The sequence below is a fragment of the Pantoea eucrina genome (assembly GCF_020079945.1).
Classification (GTDB): Bacteria; Pseudomonadota; Gammaproteobacteria; order Enterobacterales; family Enterobacteriaceae; genus Pantoea; species Pantoea eucrina.
In genome coordinates, this window is the sequence record NZ_CP083448.1 from 2069486 (window position 1) to 2087989 (window position 18504).

Sequence of the window (18504 nt, forward strand, 5' to 3'; positions counted from 1 at the left end):
CGATGATGACAGATGCTGTAAAACCGCTGATCGGAATAGTGATGTGCCAGAACATGGCCGGTCCCCACCCCGCTCAGACGCTGCACAATAAATATCCGGATGCGGTGGTCGCGGCCGGTGGCATACCGCTGCCGCTGCCGCATCAGCTGCTGCAGGCACCAAAGCTGCTGGCGCAAAGCATGGCGCTGCTGGACGGCCTGCTGCTGCCCGGCAGCCCCAGCAATATTGAACCCTGGCACTATGGCGAAGCGGGCAGTGAAGCGCACAGCGATCCGGGGCGCGATCGCCTGGCCTTTGCGGCCATTACCTGGGCCACCAGCCGGCAGATGCCGCTGCTGGGTATCTGTCGTGGCCTGCAGGAGCTGGTGGTCGCCAATGGCGGCGCGCTCTATCGTCAGCTGCATCAGGTTGACGGGTTTCAGGATCACCGTGAAGACCCCGCCCGGCCGCTGTCGCAACAGTACGCTGCGGCGCATCTGGTCACGCCGGAACCGGGCGGGCTGCTGAGTCAGCTGCCTGACTGCCAGGCCCCCTTCGCCGTTAACTCACTGCATGCGCAGGGCGTACGCACGCCGGGTCCGCAGCTGCGCATAGAAGCACGCGCCGCAGATGGCGTGATTGAGGCGGTGAGCCTGCGTCATCACCCTTTTGCGCTGGCGGTACAGTGGCATCCGGAGTGGCAGTCTGAGCAGAACCCGGTTTCACGCCAGCTGTTTGCTGCTTTTATTCAGGCCGCCAGCGATTATCACCGGGCACGACCCTGAGGAGAATGTGATGCACCATGTGGAGAGCTATTACGCAGCCAGCGCTAATCCGCACGCCCCCTGGCCTGCGCTGCAGGAGAGTATTCAGTGCGACGTCTGTATTATCGGCGGCGGCTTTACCGGTCTCTCCTCGGCGCTGTTTCTGACCGAAGCGGGCTACGACGTGGTCGTGCTGGAGGCGGCCACCATCGGCTTTGGTGCCAGCGGACGTAACGGCGGTCAGGTGGTTAATTCCTATAGCCGCGACGTGGATGTGATCGAGCAGCGCTACGGTAAAGAAACCGCCGCGATGCTCGGCAGCATGATGTTTGAGGGTGCCGATATTATCCGCGACCGTATCGATCGCTACGCCATCAGCTGCGACTACCGGCCGGGCGGTATTTTCGCTGCCCTCAACCCGCGGCAGATGGGCCACCTGCATCGTCAGCAGGCGAGCTGGGCGCGCTACGGCAATCAGAGCCTGGAGCTGCTGGATGAGCGCGGCATCCGGCGGGAAATCGCTACCGATCGCTATGTCGGCGGTCTGCTGGATAAGCGCGGTGCGCATCTGCATCCGCTGAACCTGGCGCTGGGAGAAGCGGAGGCGATCCGCCGCCACGGCGGGCGTATTTATGAACACTCCGCCGCCCTCGCCGTGCACTACGGCGCACCGCACCGCATTACCACCGCGCACGGGGAGGTGCATGCTACCTTTGTGATCTTTGCCGGCAACGCCTATCTGCCGGCGCAGCTGGAGCCGCGCCTGAGCCGCAAAAGCATGCCGTGCGGCTCGCAGATTGTGACCACTGAACCGCTGAGCCGCGACCAGGCGCTCGGGCTGCTGCCTAACAACTACTGCGTGGAAGATTGTAACTATCTGCTCGATTACTTTCGTCTTACCGCGGATAACCGTCTGCTGTATGGCGGAGGCGTGGTATATGGCGCGCGCGAACCAGCTGACATTGACGCTCTGATCCTGCCCAAGCTGCAGCGCACATTTCCGCAGCTGCGCAATATCAAAATCAGCCACCGCTGGAGCGGTAATTTTCTGCTGACGCTGTCGCGGATGCCGCAGTTTGGTCAGCTGGAGCGGAACGCCTATTTTATGCAGGGCGACAGCGGCCATGGCGTAACCTGCACGCATCTCGCCGGCAGGCTGATTGCCGAGGTGCTGCGCGGTCAGGCGGAGCGGTTTGATGCCTTTGCCCGGCTGCCGCATCTGCCATTCCCTGGCGGACGCCGGTTTAAAGTTCCTCTGACGGCAATGGGCGCCGTATGGTATGCGCTGCGCGATCGGCTGGGCGTCTGAGCCGCAGCGGGAGACGCAGATCTCCCGCCGGGTTTATGCCAGCGGCATGCGTGCCGGATCGGGGTAGCGATACTCAAAGCCGAGCTCATCGCAGATTTTTGTGCCATCAATCAGTTTGCCGGTCGGGCGGCCGGACTGCGCACTGAACGTGGGCGGCACCAGGCCCAGCTTCTTTGTCACGTCAGGGTAAAACGTATCCCGCGACGGATGATGCGGCGCGCAGAGGTTGTAGGTGTGCCCGCCTTTTGGCCGCTGCAGCAGCAGCATAATCGCCTCTACCACATCATCCAGATGCACCAGGTTCACGCCGTGACTGCCCTGTTCCAGCCCGGTTTTCCCGGCCAGAAAGCGACCAGGATGGCGATCCGGCCCCACCAGACCGGCGAGCCGCAGAATATCCACGCTGGTGCCCGGCAGGCCGTGCAGCCAGTGCTCCAGCTCGACCAGTGTTTTGCCGGCGACTGTCTCCGGCTGGAGCGCGCTCTGCTCTTTCATGATCCCCTCACCTGCGCCGTAGACCGAGGTGGAGCTGGTGAAAATAATGCGCGGCACCCGGCTTGCCAGCGCCGTGTCCACCACGTTTTGTACCGCCTGCATATAGGCGTCAGCCCCCTGCACGGTGCGGCTGGCCGGCAGCGTAACCACCAGCGCATCCACCTGCATCAGCGCCTCAAGTTCGTCAGCATCACACTCAATTTCCGGCGTCAGTTTCAGCTGATACGCCTCAATGCCGCAGCGCCGCGCGGCTTCAACGCCATCCGGCGTGGTTTTTGTGCCGGTCACTTCCCAGCCCCGCGCCGTCAGCGCCATTGCCAGCGGCATCCCCAGCCAGCCCAGACCCGTAATCGCGACTCGTTTCATCTCTGCTCCTGCTGTTGCGCGCCATCGTTATCTCATCTTAGAGCGGCGCCGCCCGGCAAACCAGCGCAAAGTGTTGCGGAAGGTTCCGTAAACTGACGTTAAAAAAGGGTTGCCAAGCCGCGCCATCTTCGCTAGGTTAATCAGCACGCAAATGAATACTCATTCAGCAACGGAATTTATTATGACACGCGTTCAGTTCAACCATCATCACCACCATCACCCTGACTAGTCTTTCAGGCGATGTGTGCTGGGAGACGTTCAGGATCTTCCAGTGGTGCGAGCGCAAAGAGAGCCCCCGGAAGATCATCTTCCGGGGGTTTTTTTATGGGCGAACGCAAACGCAACACGTTCAGACAGGATCAAATAAGAGGACAGGAACCATGTTAGATAACACCCGTTTACGCATAGCTATGCAGAAATCTGGCCGTTTAAGTGATGAATCACGCGAATTGCTGGCGCGCTGCGGCATCAAAATCAACCTTCAGCAGCAGCGTCTGATTGCGTTTGCGGAGAACATGCCTATCGATATCCTGCGCGTGCGCGATGACGATATTCCCGGTCTGGTGATGGATGGCGTGGTCGATCTCGGCATTGTCGGTGAGAACGTGCTGGAAGAGGAGCTGCTGACCCGCCGCTCGCAGGGTGAGGATCCGCGCTACTTTACGCTGCGTCGTCTGGATTTCGGCGGCTGCCGCCTGTCGCTGGCGATGCCGGTAGATGCCGACTATACCGGTCCGCAGTGCCTGAACAACGCCCGTATCGCCACCTCCTATCCACATCTGCTGAAACAGTATCTCGACAAACAGGGTATCCCGTTTAAATCCTGCCTGCTGAATGGTTCAGTAGAAGTCGCGCCGCGCGCAGGCCTGGCTGATGCGATCTGCGATCTGGTCTCTACCGGCGCCACGCTGGAGGCCAACGGCCTGCGTGAGGTCGAGGTGATCTACCGCTCCAAAGCGGTACTGATCCAGCGCGACGGCGAGCTGCCGGCTGCCAAGCAGGCGCTGGTCGACACCATGATGACGCGCATCCAGGGCGTGATCAAAGCGCGCGAATCAAAATATATCATGCTGCACGCGCCGAGCGAGCGGCTGGAAGAGGTTATCGCCCTGCTGCCTGGCGCCGAGCGCCCGACCGTGCTGCCGCTGGCGGGCGAAGTGAGCCGCGTGGCGATGCACATGGTCAGCAGCGAGACGCTGTTCTGGGAAACCATGGAAAAACTGAAAGCGCTGGGCGCCAGCTCGATCCTGGTGCTGCCGATTGAAAAAATGCTGGAGTAACCGATGAGCACCCTGATGACCCCAATCAGCTGGCAGCAGTGCGACGCCGCACAGCAGCAGGCGCTGCTGCAGCGTCCGGCCATTGCCGCTTCTGCCACCGTCAGCGCCACCGTGCAGAACGTGCTGGCGGAAGTGAAATCGCGCGGCGACGCGGCACTGCGCGACTTCAGCGCGCAGTTTGATAAGGCGCAGGTCAGCCAGCTGCGCGTCTCTGCGGCAGAGATGCAGGCCGCCAGCGCACGCCTGAGCGACGAGCTTAAACAGGCGATGGCGGTTGCCGTGCGCAATATTGAGACCTTCCACAACGCCCAGATTCTGGCCGCGGTGGATGTCGAAACGCAGCCCGGCGTGCGCTGTCAGCAGATTACGCGGCCGGTGCAGTCGGTAGGCCTCTATATTCCGGGCGGCTCTGCGCCTCTCTTTTCCACCGTGCTGATGCTGGCAACGCCGGCGCGCATCGCTTGCTGCGGCCGCGTAGTGCTCTGCTCGCCGCCACCGGTTGCCGATGAAATTCTCTATGCCGCACAGCTGTGCGGCGTGCAGGAGGTGTTTCAGGTCGGCGGCGCGCAGGCGATTGCTGCACTGGCTTTCGGCACCGAATCGGTGCCGAAAGTGGACAAAATCTTTGGCCCGGGCAACGCCTGGGTGACGGAGGCGAAGCGTCAGGTCAGCCAGCGGCTCGACGGCGCGGCTATCGATATGCCTGCCGGCCCCTCTGAAGTGCTGGTGATCGCAGATGAAGGGGCGACGCCCGCGTTTGTCGCCTCTGACCTGCTGTCGCAGGCGGAACACGGTCCTGACTCTCAGGTGATCCTGCTGACGCCGTCGCAGAGGCTGGCCGAAGAGGTGGCACAGGCCGTTGAGGCGCAGCTGGCCGCACTGCCGCGCGCCGCCACCGCGCGTCAGGCGCTGGCGAGCAGCCGCCTGATCGTGGCGCAGGATCTGGCGCAGTGCGTGGCGATTTCAAACCAGTATGGTCCGGAGCACCTGATCATTCAGACGCGCCAGCCGCGCGATCTGGTCGATGCTATCACCAGTGCCGGTTCGGTATTTCTCGGCGACTGGTCACCGGAATCTGCCGGTGACTACGCCTCGGGCACTAACCACGTCCTGCCAACCTATGGCTATACCGCCACCAGTTCCAGCCTCGGACTGGCAGATTTCCAGAAGCGGATGACGGTGCAGGAACTGACACCGCAGGGCTTTATGAACCTGGCCGCCACCATTGAAACCCTGGCCGCCGCCGAGCAGCTTGATGCGCACAAAAACGCCGTTACCCTGCGCGTTGCCGCCCTGAAGGAGCAAGCATGAGCACTGAAATTGAAGCGTTAGCGCGTGCTAACGTCCGCGCCCTGACGCCCTACCAGTCAGCGCGTCGCCTGGGTGGCAACGGGGATGTCTGGCTGAACGCTAACGAATTTCCGCTGCCGGTGCCGTTTGAGCTGTCACAGCAGACGCTGAATCGCTATCCGGAGTGCCAGCCGCGGCTGGTGATTGAGCGCTATGCCGCCTACGCCGGTTTAACCCCGGAGCAGGTTCTGGTCAGCCGCGGCGCTGATGAGGGCATCGAGTTGCTGATGCGCGCGTTCTGCGAGCCGGGCAAAGATGCCATTCTGTTCTGTCCGCCGACATATGGTATGTACAGCGTCAGCGCCGAAACCATCGGTATTGAGTACCGTACCGTGCCGGCGCTGGACAACTGGCAGCTTAACCTGCCGGCCATTGCCGGTAAGCTCGATGGCGTAAAAGTGGTTTACCTCTGCAGCCCGAACAATCCGACCGGTAACCTGATCAATCAGGATGATATCCGGGCGCTGCTGGACATGACCGCCGGTAAAGCGCTGGTGGTAGCAGACGAGGCGTATATTGAGTTCTGCCCGGCCGCAACGCTTGCGGCGTGGCTGCAGGCGTATCCGCATCTGGTGATCCTGCGCACGCTCTCAAAGGCGTTCGCGCTGGCGGGTCTGCGCTGCGGTTTCACCCTGGCTAACAAGCCGGTTATCGATCTGCTGATGAAGGTGATCGCACCTTATCCGCTTGCCACGCCGGTCGCTGACGTTGCGGCGCAGGCGCTGAGCGAGGCGGGCATTGCGCTGATGCGTCAGCATGTCGCTGAACTCAACGCGAACCGCGCATGGCTGTATGAACAGCTTCCGCAGCTGCCCGTGGTGGAGCAGGTGTTTCCGAGCGAGACCAACTACATTCTCGCGCGCTTCACCGACTCGCCAGCCGTGTTTAAATCGCTGTGGGATCGGGGCATTATTCTGCGTGACCAGAACAAAAATCCCGGTCTTGCCGGATGCCTGCGCATCTCAATTGGTACCCGAACCGAGTGCGAGCGCCTGATCGCCGCGCTGCAAGCCTTTTCCGTGGAGCAAGCATGAGCCAGAAGATCCTTTTTATTGACCGTGACGGCACGCTGATTGCCGAGCCGCCGTCTGACTTTCAGGTAGATCGCCTGGATAAGCTGGCGCTGGAGAAAGATGTGATCCCCGCGCTGCTGGCGCTGCAGGAAGCGGGCTACCAGCTGGTGATGATCACCAATCAGGATGGTCTGGGTACCGAAAGCTTCCCGCAGGCCGATTTCGATGCGCCGCATACGCTGATGATGCAGATCTTTACCTCGCAGGGAATCAACTTCAGCGATGTGCTGATCTGCCCTCACCTGCCCGCCGATAACTGCGACTGCCGTAAACCCAAAACCCGGCTGGTTGAGGCGTGGCTGGCAGAGGGCGCGCTGGATAAAACCAGCAGCTATGTGATTGGCGACCGTCAGACCGATCTGCAGCTGGCGGAAAACATGGGCATTCAGGGCCTGCGCTACGGCGCCGAAGGCGAGAGCTGGGCCTCCATTCAGGCGCAGCTCACCAAACGCGACCGCTATGCGCTGGTCAACCGCAACACCAAAGAGACGCAGATCAAAGTGGAAGTGTGGCTCGACCGTGAAGGCGGCAGCAAAATCAACACCGGCGTCGGCTTTTTTGACCACATGCTGGACCAGATCGCGGTACACGGCGGCTTTCGCATGAATATCGACGTCAAAGGCGACCTCTATATTGACGATCACCACACGGTGGAGGATACCGGCCTGGCGCTGGGCGAAGCGCTGCTCAGGGCGCTGGGCGACAAGCGCGGCATTGGCCGTTTCGGCTTTGTGCTGCCGATGGATGAGTGTCTGGCGCGCTGCGCGCTCGATATCTCCGGCCGGCCGCATCTTGAATACAAAGCGGAGTTCAGCTACCAGCGCGTAGGCGATCTCAGCACTGAGATGGTCGAGCACTTCTTCCGCTCGCTCTCCTACGCCATGATGAGCACGCTGCATCTGAAAACCAAAGGCCGTAACGATCACCACCGCGTGGAGAGTTTGTTCAAAGCCTTTGGCCGCACGCTGCGCCAGGCGATCCGCGTCGAGGGGAATACCCTGCCGAGCTCAAAAGGAGTGCTGTGATGAACGTGGTCATTCTCGACACCGGCTGCGCCAACCTCTCGTCGGTCAGATGGGCGATTGAGCGCCTCGGCTATACGCCTGAAGTGAGCCGCGATGCCGATGTGGTACTGCGCGCCGATAAACTGCTGCTGCCGGGCGTCGGCACCGCACAGGCGGCGATGAACCAGCTGGCAGAACGCGAGCTGATTGATCTGATCAAAGCCTGTACGCAGCCGGTGCTGGGGATCTGCCTCGGTATGCAGTTGCTGGGACGCGGCAGCGATGAGAATGGCGGCATCAGCACGCTGGGTATCGTTGATGAGCCGGTGGCGCTGATGGATACGCAGGGCCTGCCGCTGCCGCACATGGGCTGGAATCAGATCACCGCCAAAGCGGGACACCATCTGTTCCGCGATATTCCGGATGGCAGCTACTTCTACTTTGTGCACAGCTACGCGATGCCGGTTAACGCCGCCACGATTGCGCAGTGTGACTACGGCCTGCCTTTTACCGCCGCACTGCAGAAAGATAACTTCTTTGGCGTGCAGTTTCACCCCGAGCGCTCCGGCAAAGCGGGCGCGCAGCTGCTGAAAAACTTTCTGGAGATGTAATGATTATCCCCGCGTTAGATTTGATTGATGGCAAGGTGGTGCGCCTGCATCAGGGTGACTACGGTCAGCAGCGCGACTACGGCAGCGATCCGCTGCCGCGCCTGCAGGAGTATGAACGCCAGGGCGCCGGTGTGCTGCACCTGGTGGATTTGACCGGTGCAAAAGATCCGGCTAAGCGCCAGATCCCGCTGCTGACCACGCTGCTGCGCGGCGTCAGCGTACCGGTGCAGGTTGGCGGCGGCATTCGCCAGCGTGATGATGTGGCCGCCCTGCTTGCCGCCGGGGCCACGCGCGTGGTGGTCGGCTCAACGGCAGTCAAACAGCCAGAAGAAGTGAAAAGCTGGTTCAGCGAATTCGGTGCCGACGCCATCGTGCTGGCGCTGGATGTGCGCATCGACGCGGCTAACCGTAAAGAAGTGGCGATCAGCGGCTGGCAGGAAGCGGCGGGCGTTACGCTGGAAGAGGTGATTAGCTGGTATCAGCCGGTGGGCCTGAAGCATGTGCTCTGCACTGACATTTCACGCGACGGCACGCTGAGCGGCTCTAACGTAGCGCTCTATAAAGAGGTGTCTGCTGCTTTTCCGGACATCGCCTTTCAGAGTTCCGGCGGCATCGGCTCGCTGGCGGATATCGCCGCGCTGCGCGGCAGCGGTGCGCAGGGTGTGATCGTCGGTCGTGCCCTGCTGGAAGATAAATTTACGGTAGCGGAGGCGATTTCATGCTGGCAAAACGGATAATCCCCTGTCTGGACGTGCGTGACGGACAGGTTGTAAAAGGCGTGCAGTTCCGCAATCACGAAATCATCGGCGACATTGTGCCGCTGGCGCAGCGCTACGCGCAGGAAGGGGCCGACGAGCTGGTGTTTTATGACATCACCGCCTCATCGGATGGCCGCGTGGTCGACAAAAGCTGGGTCTCCCGCGTAGCGGAAGTGATCGACATTCCGTTCTGCGTCGCGGGCGGCATCAGAAGCGAGGAGGATGCCGCGCGCATTCTGCAGTTTGGCGCTGACAAAATATCTGTCAACTCCCCGGCGCTGGCCGATCCGACGCTGATCACCCGTCTCGCCGACCGTTTTGGCGTGCAGTGCATAGTAGTGGGTATCGATACTTGGTTTGATGAGGCGAGCGGTAAATATCACGTTAACCAGTATACCGGTGATGAAGCGCGTACCCGGGTAACGCAGTGGGAAACCCTTGACTGGGTGCGGGAAGTGCAGAAGCTCGGCGCGGGCGAGATCGTGCTGAATATGATGAATCAGGATGGCGTACGTAACGGCTACGATCTGGTTCAGCTGCAGAAGGTCCGCGAAGTGTGCAGCGTGCCGCTAATCGCGTCCGGCGGTGCCGGCACCATGCCGCACTTCCTTGACGCCTTTACGCAGGCAAACGTTGATGGTGCCCTGGCGGCGTCGGTGTTCCATAAGCAGATTATTAATATCAGTGAGCTGAAAAACTTTCTGATCGACAACGGTGTGGAGATTCGCGCGTGTTAACAGCAGACCAACTGGCCCGCCTGGACTGGGTCAAAACCGCGGGCATGATGCCCGTTATCGTGCAGCACAACGTCTCCGGCGAAGTGCTGATGCACGGTTATATGAATGAGGCGGCGCTGGAAAAAACGCTGGCGGAAGGCAACGTCACCTTTTTCTCGCGCACCAAAGAGCGGCTCTGGACCAAAGGCGAATCCTCCGGCCACTTTCTGCAAGTGGTGAGCATTACGCCAGACTGTGATAACGATACGCTGCTGGTGCTGGCGAACCCCATCGGACCGACGTGCCATCTTGGCACCTCCAGCTGCTTCTCGCCTGCCGCCCCGGAGTGGACGTTCCTCTATCAACTGGAGCAGCTGCTGGCGTCGCGGAAAGATGCCGATCCCGCCAGCTCCTATACCGCCAGCCTCTACGCCAGCGGCACCAAGCGTATTGCGCAGAAGGTTGGCGAAGAGGGCGTGGAGACCGCGCTGGCGGCCACGGTGAACGATCGTCATGAACTGACCAACGAAGCCTCCGACCTGCTCTATCACCTGATGGTACTGTTGCAGGACCAGGATCTGGATTTAAGCGCGATCGTTAACAATTTGCGCATCCGTCATAAGTAACCAATTGTGCAACATGCTGCTCAAAATTAGTAACCAGGAATTATTTTGAGCAGCATTCTTCTCAAAAAAAGCAACTCCAGCTAATATTGAGCAATATATTGCTCAAAGAGGGCTGGTTATGCTGACCTTACAACTTTGCCTTGACGGAGTCTGGCATGATGCTGCCATGCTCAATGTTAAAGCCCCCCAGCTTGGTCGTGGCAGCGAAGCATTACTGGCTTATGACTTTACCTATGCAGCAGAACACCTGGAGCGCAATGATATTGCCAGTTGTAGCCTGAATTATCCTGTCATGCTAATCGGTAGCCATTTTGCGCAGCCCTGGTTTGGGTTTCTGGATGATATTATTCCGGCCGGTGCCAGCCGTCGTTATTGGATCAGCCAACTGGGACTGCAGGGCAAATCCGCAGGTGAGCAGGATTACGCACTACTGAAAGCGGGTACCATCGCCCCCGTGGGTAATCTGCGTATTAAAGAGTCTCTGCCACAGCTTCCTGTGAATAGCACTCTGCCAACCCGGCGTTTTTCCGCAGAATGGGCTATTGAGCGCGACAGTGATTTTCTTGAATACGCACAGCAGATGGGCGCGGCCAGCGGCGGTGCAACGGGTGCAGGCGGGGAAGCGCCAAAATTATTGTTACGCCGGAATGCACAACAGGAAGTGTGGATAGATACCTGGCAAGACGATCCTTTGAATCAGGATACCTCTTATCTCGTTAAATATCCGCGTGGTGCTCGCAGCCCGATTGATTGCGATATTCTGCGCGCCGAGTATCACTTCTATCATGAACTTCAGGCACTGGGCATAGACACTATTGATACCAGGCAAATGCTGTTGTGCGAAGGCACACGTTACCCATCGCTATGGCTACCACGATTTGATATAGCGTTCGTTGAAAACAGAAAAGTCCTGTATGGACTGGAATCCGTCTACTCACTGATGCAAAAAGCGCCGGGAAGCTATCTCAACCATTTCGACATCATTCACTGTCTGATAGAAAAGTTGAATTTGGCAGAGGCAGAACGCGAATTACTGGTTATTGAATGGGTTAAACGCGACATGCTGAACATTGCCTTTGGCAACTCCGATAATCATGGCCGTAACAGTGCTATTTTGAAAAAACCCAGCGGTATGTGGCTTGCCCCCGTTTACGACTTTGCGCCCATGAAAGCCGATCCTGAAGGTGTGGTTCGTACTACACAATGGGGCTCACCGTATGAAGAAGGCGGTCATTACAACTGGCATCTGATTGCACAACGTCTGAACTATCTGGTCTCTGAGAAAAGGTTACTGGAGGCGCTACGTATACTAGCGAAAAAGCTGACTGGTCTTAAGGTGCGCCTGGCGCAACGCGGTGTGCCTGCGTCAATTCTCGAAATGCCCGGCGTTGGCTTCAATTTTCTGGATGAGCGCATCGCAGGGTGGAAATTATGATGAAAACCATGACGCCGTTTGAACGTGAAGCGTTATTCCTGGCGTTATTACGTCAGTCGATTGAAGAAAAAGCCAGCCACGGCAAGTTACTTATGCAACTCCGCAAACAGGTGCTGGGATTTTCACAGGATCGCTATGCGGCGCTGGCTGGCATCAGCCGGCGTACCCTGTCAGATATCGAACAGGATAAAGAGAGCGTAACCCTGAATGTGCTGAATCGCGCTTTCAGGCCGCTGGGGCTGGAAATGGGTTTGTTGCCACAACAATCTCACATGCGGCAAACGCTGATTGCGCTGCTGGCTCAACAGGGCGCATCCCATGACCACCCATGAAAAACTTATCGCCCTGCTCGACCAGCACGGCGCTCAATATCGCCTGCTGGAGCATGCAGCGAACGGGAAGTGTGAAGCAGTGGCGGCTTTGCGAGGTACAGAGGTGGGCCAGGGTGCGAAAGCGCTGGTGTGCCATGTCAAAGGTAACGGTATCAAGCAATATGTACTGGCGGTGCTGCCAGCCGATCGGCAGGCGGACCTGAGTAAAGTGGCGGCTGCGGTGGGTGGACGTCGTGCCTCGCTGGCCTCCCCGGCAGAAGTGGATGCCCTGACCGCCTGTGTATTTGGGGCGATTCCACCGTTTAGCTTTCATGAAGATTTACGGCTGGTAGTCGATCCGCTGTTGTTTGAACGCTATGGCGAAATCGCGTTTAATGCCGGAGTGCTGGAGAGATCCGTAGTGCTGAATATTAACGATTACCAGCGGCTGCATAATGGTAACGTGATGAAAATAATCCTCTAATTGCCATCCGCCACCGCGGGGGGTACTCTCGGAATACCCGCTTTTACAACAGAAGAACCCGTTTATGGCACACTCCCGTTTTACCGCGCGTCTGCGCAATACCGCAGCGCTGGCGCTGCTGGCTGGCTGCGCTTTTGGCGCGCAGGCAAAGATTGATCAGGTGCGTTTCGCGGTTGATCCGACCTATCCGCCGTTTGAGTCCAAAACCCCGCAGGGCAAGCTGGTGGGGTTTGATATCGATCTGGGCAACGCGCTGTGCGCGCAGATGCAGGCCAAATGCGTCTGGGTGGAAAGCCAGTTTGACGGCATGATCCCGGCGCTGAAGGCGCGCAAGTTTGACGCTATCCTCTCCGATATGGGCGTGACCGAAGAGCGCCTGAAGCAGATCGACTTTACCGAACCGATGTATGACACGCACGTGCAGCTGATAGCGCGTAAAGGCTCCGGCCTGCTGCCGACCGCAGAGTCGCTGAAGGGCAAAAGCGTGGGCGTGGAACAGGGTACGGTGCAGGAGCGTTATGCGCGCGCTAAATGGCAGCCGCACGGCGTCAATGTGGTGCCGTATGGCGACCAGGCACAGGTAGAAAGCGACCTCATCTCCGGCCGTCTGGACGCGGTGTTTACCGACGCTGCGCAGGCGGCTATCGGTTTTCTGAAACATCCACAGGGGAAAGATTTTGCGCTGGCCGGCCCGATTGTGCAGGACCCGCTGATTGGCCCTGGCACCGCTATCGGCCTGCGTAAAGGCGACACTGAACTCAAAGCGGCGCTCAACGGCGCGTTTGATGAGCTGAAGAAAAACGGCACATTTGACACTATCCAGAAGCGCTACTTCGCGACAGATATCTCTGTCCAGCCGTGAATCTCCGGCGGCGCGTTTGCCGCCGCTTTTTTAACGGAACTATACTCTGTTCAGTCACCTTAACAGGCATGCGCGCTACTGCAGCCTCAGAAACAGGACACCGGCCGCCCTATGCAACAACAACATCATCCATTACTGAGCGCCTCGCTGGGCACCCAGCGAGAGATAGTCAGCTTTCATTTCGGTACCGACTCGCAAAAGCGCGTCTATATTCAGGCCGCCCTGCATGGCGATGAGCTGCCGGGTATGGCGGTTGCCTGGTATCTTAAACAGAAGCTGCTGGCGCTGGAGTCCGCCGGCAAGCTGAAAGCGAAAATCACGCTGGTCCCGGTAGCCAATCCGCTGGCGCTGGGTCAGCACTGGCACGGCACGCATCTGGGGCGTTTTCATACTCTCTCTGGCCAGGATTTTAACCGGCGCTTTCCGGCGCTGGGTGAGAAGCTGGCCGCTGAACTGGCGGGGTCTTTGACGCAGAGTGAATATGAAAACAGACGCCTGATCCGCGATGCCATCGACCTTTACTACCGCGATCAGATAGCCAGAACCGAGCTGGAGTCGCAGCGCTATACCCTGATGCGTATGGCAAGTCAGGCCGATCTGATGATCGACCTGCACTGCGACTGGGATGCGCTGCCGCATCTCTATACAACGCCTCACGCCTGGTCTGAAGTGGAACCGCTGGCGCGCTGGCTCGGCAGTGAGGTGCAGCTGCTGGCGCAGATTTCCGGCGGTGAGCCGTTCGACGAAGCGTGCTGCGAACCCTGGCTGACGCTGGCAAAACGCTTTGGCGATGACTACCCGATGCCGCGCGGTCTGCTGCCGGTGACGCTGGAGCTGCGCGGCGTCGCCGATGTCTCTGCGGAACAGGCGGAAAAAGATGCCGATGCAATCATTAATGCGCTCACCGAAAGCGGCTATATCAGCGGCGATCCGGGCGTCTCTCCTGCCCTGCGCCATCCGCCCACGCCGCTGGCGGGCTGTGAATATATTCATGCGCCCTACTCCGGCCTGCTGCTGAACCGGCGTAAGCTGGGTGAGTGGATTAAACCGGGGGAAGTGGTGGCAGAAGTGATCGATCCGGTCAGCGACCACATTACGCCACTGGTGGCTGAGTATGGCGGCGTGCTCTACGCCAGAAACCTGACCAAGTTTGTCACGTCCGGGATGCTGGCGGTGCGGCTGGCGGGGGAAAGTGCAGGACGCAGCGGTGAGCTGCTGGTGATGTGACGGCATAAAAAAACCGGCTCAGAGGCCGGTTTTTTTTATTTTAGTGACGACTGCGGTAGTTGCTGACGATGCTGCGGCCAATCACGATAGCCGAACCCAGCACGCCGCCCAGGATCAGGGCTAACAATATGGTAAGGGTCTTTTTCGGACTGTCACGACGAATCGGCAGGTCAGCTTCAGCGATGTAGCGGAACGACTGCAGGTTGTCTGCCTGGATGGTGACGTGCGTAATAGAGAGCAGCGCGCGCTCAGCACTGTAATAGTCATCATCAAAATCGAGCGGCTTGGTCGCTTCATTGGTCACCATCGCGCGTAACGGTTCACTGCCCAGCAGATAGAGCGTGTCATCAGAAAGATACTCTGCCTGACTCAGCTGCGATTTTGCGAGGCCGGCCGCTTCCGCCACCTTCAGCGCCTGATTAATCACATCAAGACGATGCTGTTTTTTGTTAATGGCGATCTGCTTGTGCGCATCCAGAATTTCTTTCAGCTCTTTGGCTTTCACGCCCAGGCTATGTTTTATATCCTGACCATAATCGCTGACAACTTCATTATTGACAGTCGTAAGATACTTTTTCAGCTGCGCCTGCGCCTCTTTGGCACTCTGCGCGACAAAAGAGATAGTCAGCGCATCATTACTGCCTTTATTTACCTGGCTGATTTTTAATGTTTCAGGCTCTTCCTGATTTGCCAGAGCGCTAGCGAGCGCATTCATTGAGGCGCTAAAGCGGCCAAACAGCTGGTTTTGCAGATCGGTAACTGACGGCTTTTCCTGAATGTTTTGCGCATACAGCACGCTCAGCGTGGCGTTATAGCTGGCAACCTGTCCCGCTGAAGGCTGCGTCACAATGGCCTCAGACGTCCATTTTTCCTTCGCCACGCTTAAATAGACAATGCTTAACAACATTGTCACTACCATCGTCGCAATAATTATCCACTTGCCTTTCCACAGCTGGACAATTATGTCGAGCAAATCTATTTCATCATTATTGTTTGAAGCCAGAACGCCCGGATCGTTATTCAGTCCGGGCTTATTGTTTGCATTCATAAATTCAGTACTCGCCAATCATTGTCAGCATAGAAAAACACCTCCCGGACGGGAGGTGTTAAGAACAGTTACTCTAACCACTCGGTGTGGAATACGCCTTCTTTATCGGTACGCTTGTAAGTATGCGCACCAAAGTAGTCACGCTGCGCCTGGATCAGGTTGGCAGGCAGCACCGCTGAACGGTAGCTGTCATAGTACGCGATAGCAGCAGAGAAGGTCGGAGTCGGGATGCCGTTCTGGACTGCATAAGCCACCACATCGCGCAGCGCCTGCTGATACTGGTCAGCGATATCTTTGAAGTATGGCGCTAACAGCAGGTTGGCGATATTGGCATCGGCCGCATAGGCGTCGGTGATTTTCTGCAGGAACTGGGCACGAATGATGCAGCCCGCACGGAAGATCTTCGCGATCTCACCATACTGCAGATCCCAGCTGTACTGCTCTGATGCCGCACGCAGCTGTGAGAAGCCCTGCGCATAGGAGACAATTTTGCCCAGATAGAGCGCGCGACGCACTTTCTCGACGAACTCCGCTTTATCGCCGCTGACTGCCTGCGCCTGCGGACCGCTCAGGACTTTAGAGGCAGCAACGCGCTGCGTTTTCAGTGAAGAGAGGTAGCGGGCAAAGACGGATTCAGTGATCAGCGACAGCGGCTCACCCAGATCCAGCGAGCTCTGGCTGGTCCACTTACCGGTGCCTTTGTTTGCCGCTTCATCCAGGATCACATCAACCAGGTAGTTACCCTCTTCATCTTTTTTAGTGAAGATATCTTTGGTGATGTCGATCAGGTAGCTGCTCAGCTCGCCGTTGTTCCAGTCGGTGAAGGTTTCAGCCAGCTCTTCATTGCTCAGACCCAGCGCACCTTTCAGCAGTGCATAAGCTTCAGCAATCAGCTGCATATCGCCATATTCGATACCGTTATGCACCATCTTCACATAGTGACCCGCGCCATTCGGGCCGATGTACGCCACGCAGGCGTCGCCATCTTCTGCACGGGCAGCAATCTTATCGAAGATAGGGGCAACCAGCTCATACGCTTCTTTCTGACCGCCAGGCATGATAGAAGGACCTTTCAGCGCGCCCTCTTCACCGCCGGAGACGCCGGTACCGATGAAGTTAAAGCCCTGCTCGCTGAGCTCCTGATTACGACGGATTGTGTCTTTATAGAAGGTGTTACCGCCATCAATCAGAATGTCGCCTTTATCCAGATGCGGCGTCAGCGATGCAATGGTTTTATCTGTCGCTTCACCCGCCTGCACCATCAGCAGAATACGGCGCGGTTTTTCCAGTGACTCAACAAACTCTTCTACGGTGTAAAACGGAGCAAGTTTCTTACCCGGATTCTCAGCAATGACTTCATCGGTCTTTTCGCGTGAGCGGTTGAAGATAGAAACAGTGTAACCACGGCTTTCGATGTTGAGAGCCAGATTACGGCCCATTACTGCCATACCTACAACGCCGATCTGTTGCTTGGACATACCTACTCCTGTCTAGGTGAGAAAACCAGCAGTTATATGACTGCGGCCAATGTTCTGAACATATTAACTCAGGTTTAAGCGGGGATGGTAGTGATTGGTGCTATAGTATTTGTATTTGGATAATAAAATAATACATCGCTAATTATACAAACCTAAGACTGAAAGAAAAAGGACTTTTGGGTAACATTTAAAACGAAGTTAAAAAGCATAGAAATCTAGGAAGTCAGTTTGTCAATAGCTAACATGTATCTCGAGATCACCACTTTCTCATCAAAATTTTCTTCCATTTTTTGTCGACTCTTAGCACCCATAGCAAGACGTTCATCGTGTGTCATACCAATAATAAGTTTCATGGCTTTAAGAAGGCTTTCCAGAGAACGTGGTTGGCATACAAAACCATTAACATAATCATCTACAGTTTCACGGCATCCCACATTGTCTGTCGTAATGATAGGTTTTCCCATTGCACCAGCTTCAAGAAGTGACTTAGGCACACCTTCGCGATAAAATGAAGGTAAAACAACACAATCAACTAAAGCCATTTCTTTTTCTACAGCATCAGAAATACCTTGATATATTATCCATCCACCTTTTACCCATTCGTCGATTACCTTGGATGAAATACCTTTTGGATTATGATCGTCTATAAAACCAAGCAGAAAAAACTCTACAGAATCTCCATGCTCTTTTTTCAAAATTTTAGCAGCATCTGCGTAGTAAGTGATGCCTTTCTCATAAAGCATTCGAGCCACAAGCAGAAAACGAGTTACCCCATCGTTTTTGGCTTCTTGAATTTTAAATCTAGTCAGATCAACCCCCGACCCTCGTAGGCGTTCACTTTTATCTTTACTAGTTATTCTATTTTCGAGGAAAATATTTCTATCATCGTCATTTTGGAAAAAAATCATATCAGCATGAGGCTGGCTTATTTTGTAAAGGAGTCTGGTAACCTTAGAAACAATGGTCTCATTTACAAATACTGTCCCCAGACCTGCAATATTGTTAATAACTTTGATACGAAGCAACTTTGCAGAAATAGTACTATATATGTTATTTTTTGGCGTGAAATTCAGAACTAAATTCGGTGATATCTCTTTATATAAAAAATAAAAATTAATGCAGGTGAATAAGTCCTTAATAGGATTTGTACCGTCGCGTTGAATATTTATATCTTTAAAGCAAGCACCAAGATCAATTATCTTATCTGAATATTCATCTTTAGGGGCAACAACTATAACTTGATATCCATTTTCTAAAAGACTCGATATCGTGTTACGTCTAAAATTATAAATATACCAAGAAGTGTTAGCTGAAATGACAATTTTCAT

General features: G+C 56.6%; 20 protein-coding genes and 1 other annotated feature. Of the genes, 16 read left to right on the forward strand and 4 right to left on the reverse strand.

Going from position 1 to position 18504, the window contains the following annotated elements:
• Positions 1 to 2 precede the first annotated feature (2 nt).
• On the forward strand, positions 3 to 764 hold the full coding sequence (gene puuD, locus LAC65_RS09785) for a gamma-glutamyl-gamma-aminobutyrate hydrolase (RefSeq protein WP_039386000.1): 762 nt from the start codon (positions 3 to 5) through the stop codon (positions 762 to 764).
• Positions 765 to 774: 10 nt separating this feature from the next.
• Entirely contained in the window at positions 775 to 2052 is a 1278-nt protein-coding gene (locus LAC65_RS09790) for an NAD(P)/FAD-dependent oxidoreductase (protein ID WP_039385296.1), read from the forward strand.
• 33 nt (positions 2053 to 2085) lie between these two features.
• Here the strand turns inward: LAC65_RS09790 and LAC65_RS09795 are convergent, their stop codons facing one another.
• A complete protein-coding gene (locus LAC65_RS09795) occupies positions 2086 to 2913 on the reverse strand; it encodes an SDR family oxidoreductase (protein ID WP_039385302.1) in 828 nt (275 codons plus the stop codon).
• 181 nt (positions 2914 to 3094) lie between these two features.
• Here LAC65_RS09795 and hisL point away from each other — a divergent pair, with 181 nt between their 5' ends.
• From hisL to LAC65_RS09865, 14 genes are all read left to right on the forward strand, one after another.
• Positions 3095 to 3142, forward strand: a complete 48-nt coding sequence (gene hisL, locus LAC65_RS09800; protein ID WP_100396937.1) for a his operon leader peptide — start codon at positions 3095 to 3097, stop codon at positions 3140 to 3142.
• Positions 3118 to 3239: a sequence feature (His leader region), on the forward strand. It overlaps the preceding gene by 25 nt.
• Positions 3240 to 3293: 54 nt before the next feature.
• Positions 3294 to 4193 (forward strand): ATP phosphoribosyltransferase, encoded by a 900-nt coding sequence (gene hisG, locus LAC65_RS09805; RefSeq protein ID WP_039385304.1) that lies wholly within the window; start codon positions 3294 to 3296, stop codon positions 4191 to 4193.
• Between the two features lie 3 nt (positions 4194 to 4196).
• Positions 4197 to 5504 (forward strand): histidinol dehydrogenase, encoded by a 1308-nt coding sequence (hisD, locus tag LAC65_RS09810; RefSeq protein ID WP_039385307.1) that lies wholly within the window; start codon positions 4197 to 4199, stop codon positions 5502 to 5504.
• Entirely contained in the window at positions 5501 to 6577 is a 1077-nt protein-coding gene (hisC, locus tag LAC65_RS09815) for a histidinol-phosphate transaminase (RefSeq protein WP_039385308.1), read from the forward strand. Before hisD ends, hisC begins: the two co-directional genes overlap by 4 nt.
• Positions 6574 to 7641 carry a bifunctional histidinol-phosphatase/imidazoleglycerol-phosphate dehydratase HisB gene (gene hisB, locus LAC65_RS09820; protein ID WP_039385309.1) on the forward strand — a complete coding sequence of 356 codons (1068 nt, stop codon included), beginning with the start codon at positions 6574 to 6576 and terminating at the stop codon, positions 7639 to 7641. Before hisC ends, hisB begins: the two co-directional genes overlap by 4 nt.
• On the forward strand, positions 7641 to 8231 hold the full coding sequence (gene hisH / locus LAC65_RS09825; RefSeq protein ID WP_039385312.1) for an imidazole glycerol phosphate synthase subunit HisH: 591 nt from the start codon (positions 7641 to 7643) through the stop codon (positions 8229 to 8231). The genes hisB and hisH overlap by 1 nt, the downstream gene beginning before the upstream one ends.
• A complete protein-coding gene (hisA, locus tag LAC65_RS09830) occupies positions 8231 to 8968 on the forward strand; it encodes a 1-(5-phosphoribosyl)-5-[(5-phosphoribosylamino)methylideneamino]imidazole-4-carboxamide isomerase (protein WP_039385314.1) in 738 nt (245 codons plus the stop codon). The genes hisH and hisA overlap by 1 nt, the downstream gene beginning before the upstream one ends.
• A complete protein-coding gene (hisF, locus tag LAC65_RS09835; protein WP_039385316.1) occupies positions 8950 to 9726 on the forward strand; it encodes an imidazole glycerol phosphate synthase subunit HisF in 777 nt (258 codons plus the stop codon). Before hisA ends, hisF begins: the two co-directional genes overlap by 19 nt.
• Complete coding sequence (gene hisIE / locus LAC65_RS09840; RefSeq protein ID WP_039385319.1) at positions 9720 to 10331, forward strand: bifunctional phosphoribosyl-AMP cyclohydrolase/phosphoribosyl-ATP diphosphatase HisIE; 612 nt, start codon at positions 9720 to 9722, stop codon at positions 10329 to 10331. Before hisF ends, hisIE begins: the two co-directional genes overlap by 7 nt.
• A 118-nt stretch (positions 10332 to 10449) precedes the next feature.
• Positions 10450 to 11766 carry a type II toxin-antitoxin system HipA family toxin gene (locus LAC65_RS09845; protein WP_039385322.1) on the forward strand — a complete coding sequence of 439 codons (1317 nt, stop codon included), beginning with the start codon at positions 10450 to 10452 and terminating at the stop codon, positions 11764 to 11766.
• Positions 11763 to 12098, forward strand: a complete 336-nt coding sequence (locus LAC65_RS09850) for a helix-turn-helix domain-containing protein (protein ID WP_039385326.1) — start codon at positions 11763 to 11765, stop codon at positions 12096 to 12098. The genes LAC65_RS09845 and LAC65_RS09850 overlap by 4 nt, the downstream gene beginning before the upstream one ends.
• Entirely contained in the window at positions 12085 to 12561 is a 477-nt protein-coding gene (locus LAC65_RS09855) for a YbaK/prolyl-tRNA synthetase associated domain-containing protein (protein WP_039385330.1), read from the forward strand. Before LAC65_RS09850 ends, LAC65_RS09855 begins: the two co-directional genes overlap by 14 nt.
• 64 nt (positions 12562 to 12625) lie before the next feature.
• Positions 12626 to 13423, forward strand: a complete 798-nt coding sequence (locus LAC65_RS09860; protein WP_039385333.1) for an ABC transporter substrate-binding protein — start codon at positions 12626 to 12628, stop codon at positions 13421 to 13423.
• A 111-nt stretch (positions 13424 to 13534) separates the two neighbouring features.
• On the forward strand, positions 13535 to 14650 hold the full coding sequence (locus tag LAC65_RS09865) for a succinylglutamate desuccinylase/aspartoacylase family protein (RefSeq protein WP_039385336.1): 1116 nt from the start codon (positions 13535 to 13537) through the stop codon (positions 14648 to 14650).
• 40 nt (positions 14651 to 14690) lie between these two features.
• On the opposite strand, the gene wzzB is transcribed toward LAC65_RS09865, so the two are convergent.
• From wzzB to LAC65_RS09880, 3 genes are all read right to left on the reverse strand, one after another.
• On the reverse strand, positions 14691 to 15698 hold the full coding sequence (gene wzzB, locus LAC65_RS09870; protein ID WP_052246505.1) for an LPS O-antigen chain length determinant protein WzzB: 1008 nt from the start codon (positions 15696 to 15698) through the stop codon (positions 14691 to 14693).
• A 68-nt stretch (positions 15699 to 15766) separates the two neighbouring features.
• Positions 15767 to 17176 carry an NADP-dependent phosphogluconate dehydrogenase gene (gndA, locus tag LAC65_RS09875; RefSeq protein WP_039385340.1) on the reverse strand — a complete coding sequence of 470 codons (1410 nt, stop codon included), beginning with the start codon at positions 17174 to 17176 and terminating at the stop codon, positions 15767 to 15769.
• A 215-nt stretch (positions 17177 to 17391) separates the two neighbouring features.
• Positions 17392 to 18504 (reverse strand): glycosyltransferase family 4 protein, encoded by a 1113-nt coding sequence (locus LAC65_RS09880; RefSeq protein ID WP_039385344.1) that lies wholly within the window; start codon positions 18502 to 18504, stop codon positions 17392 to 17394.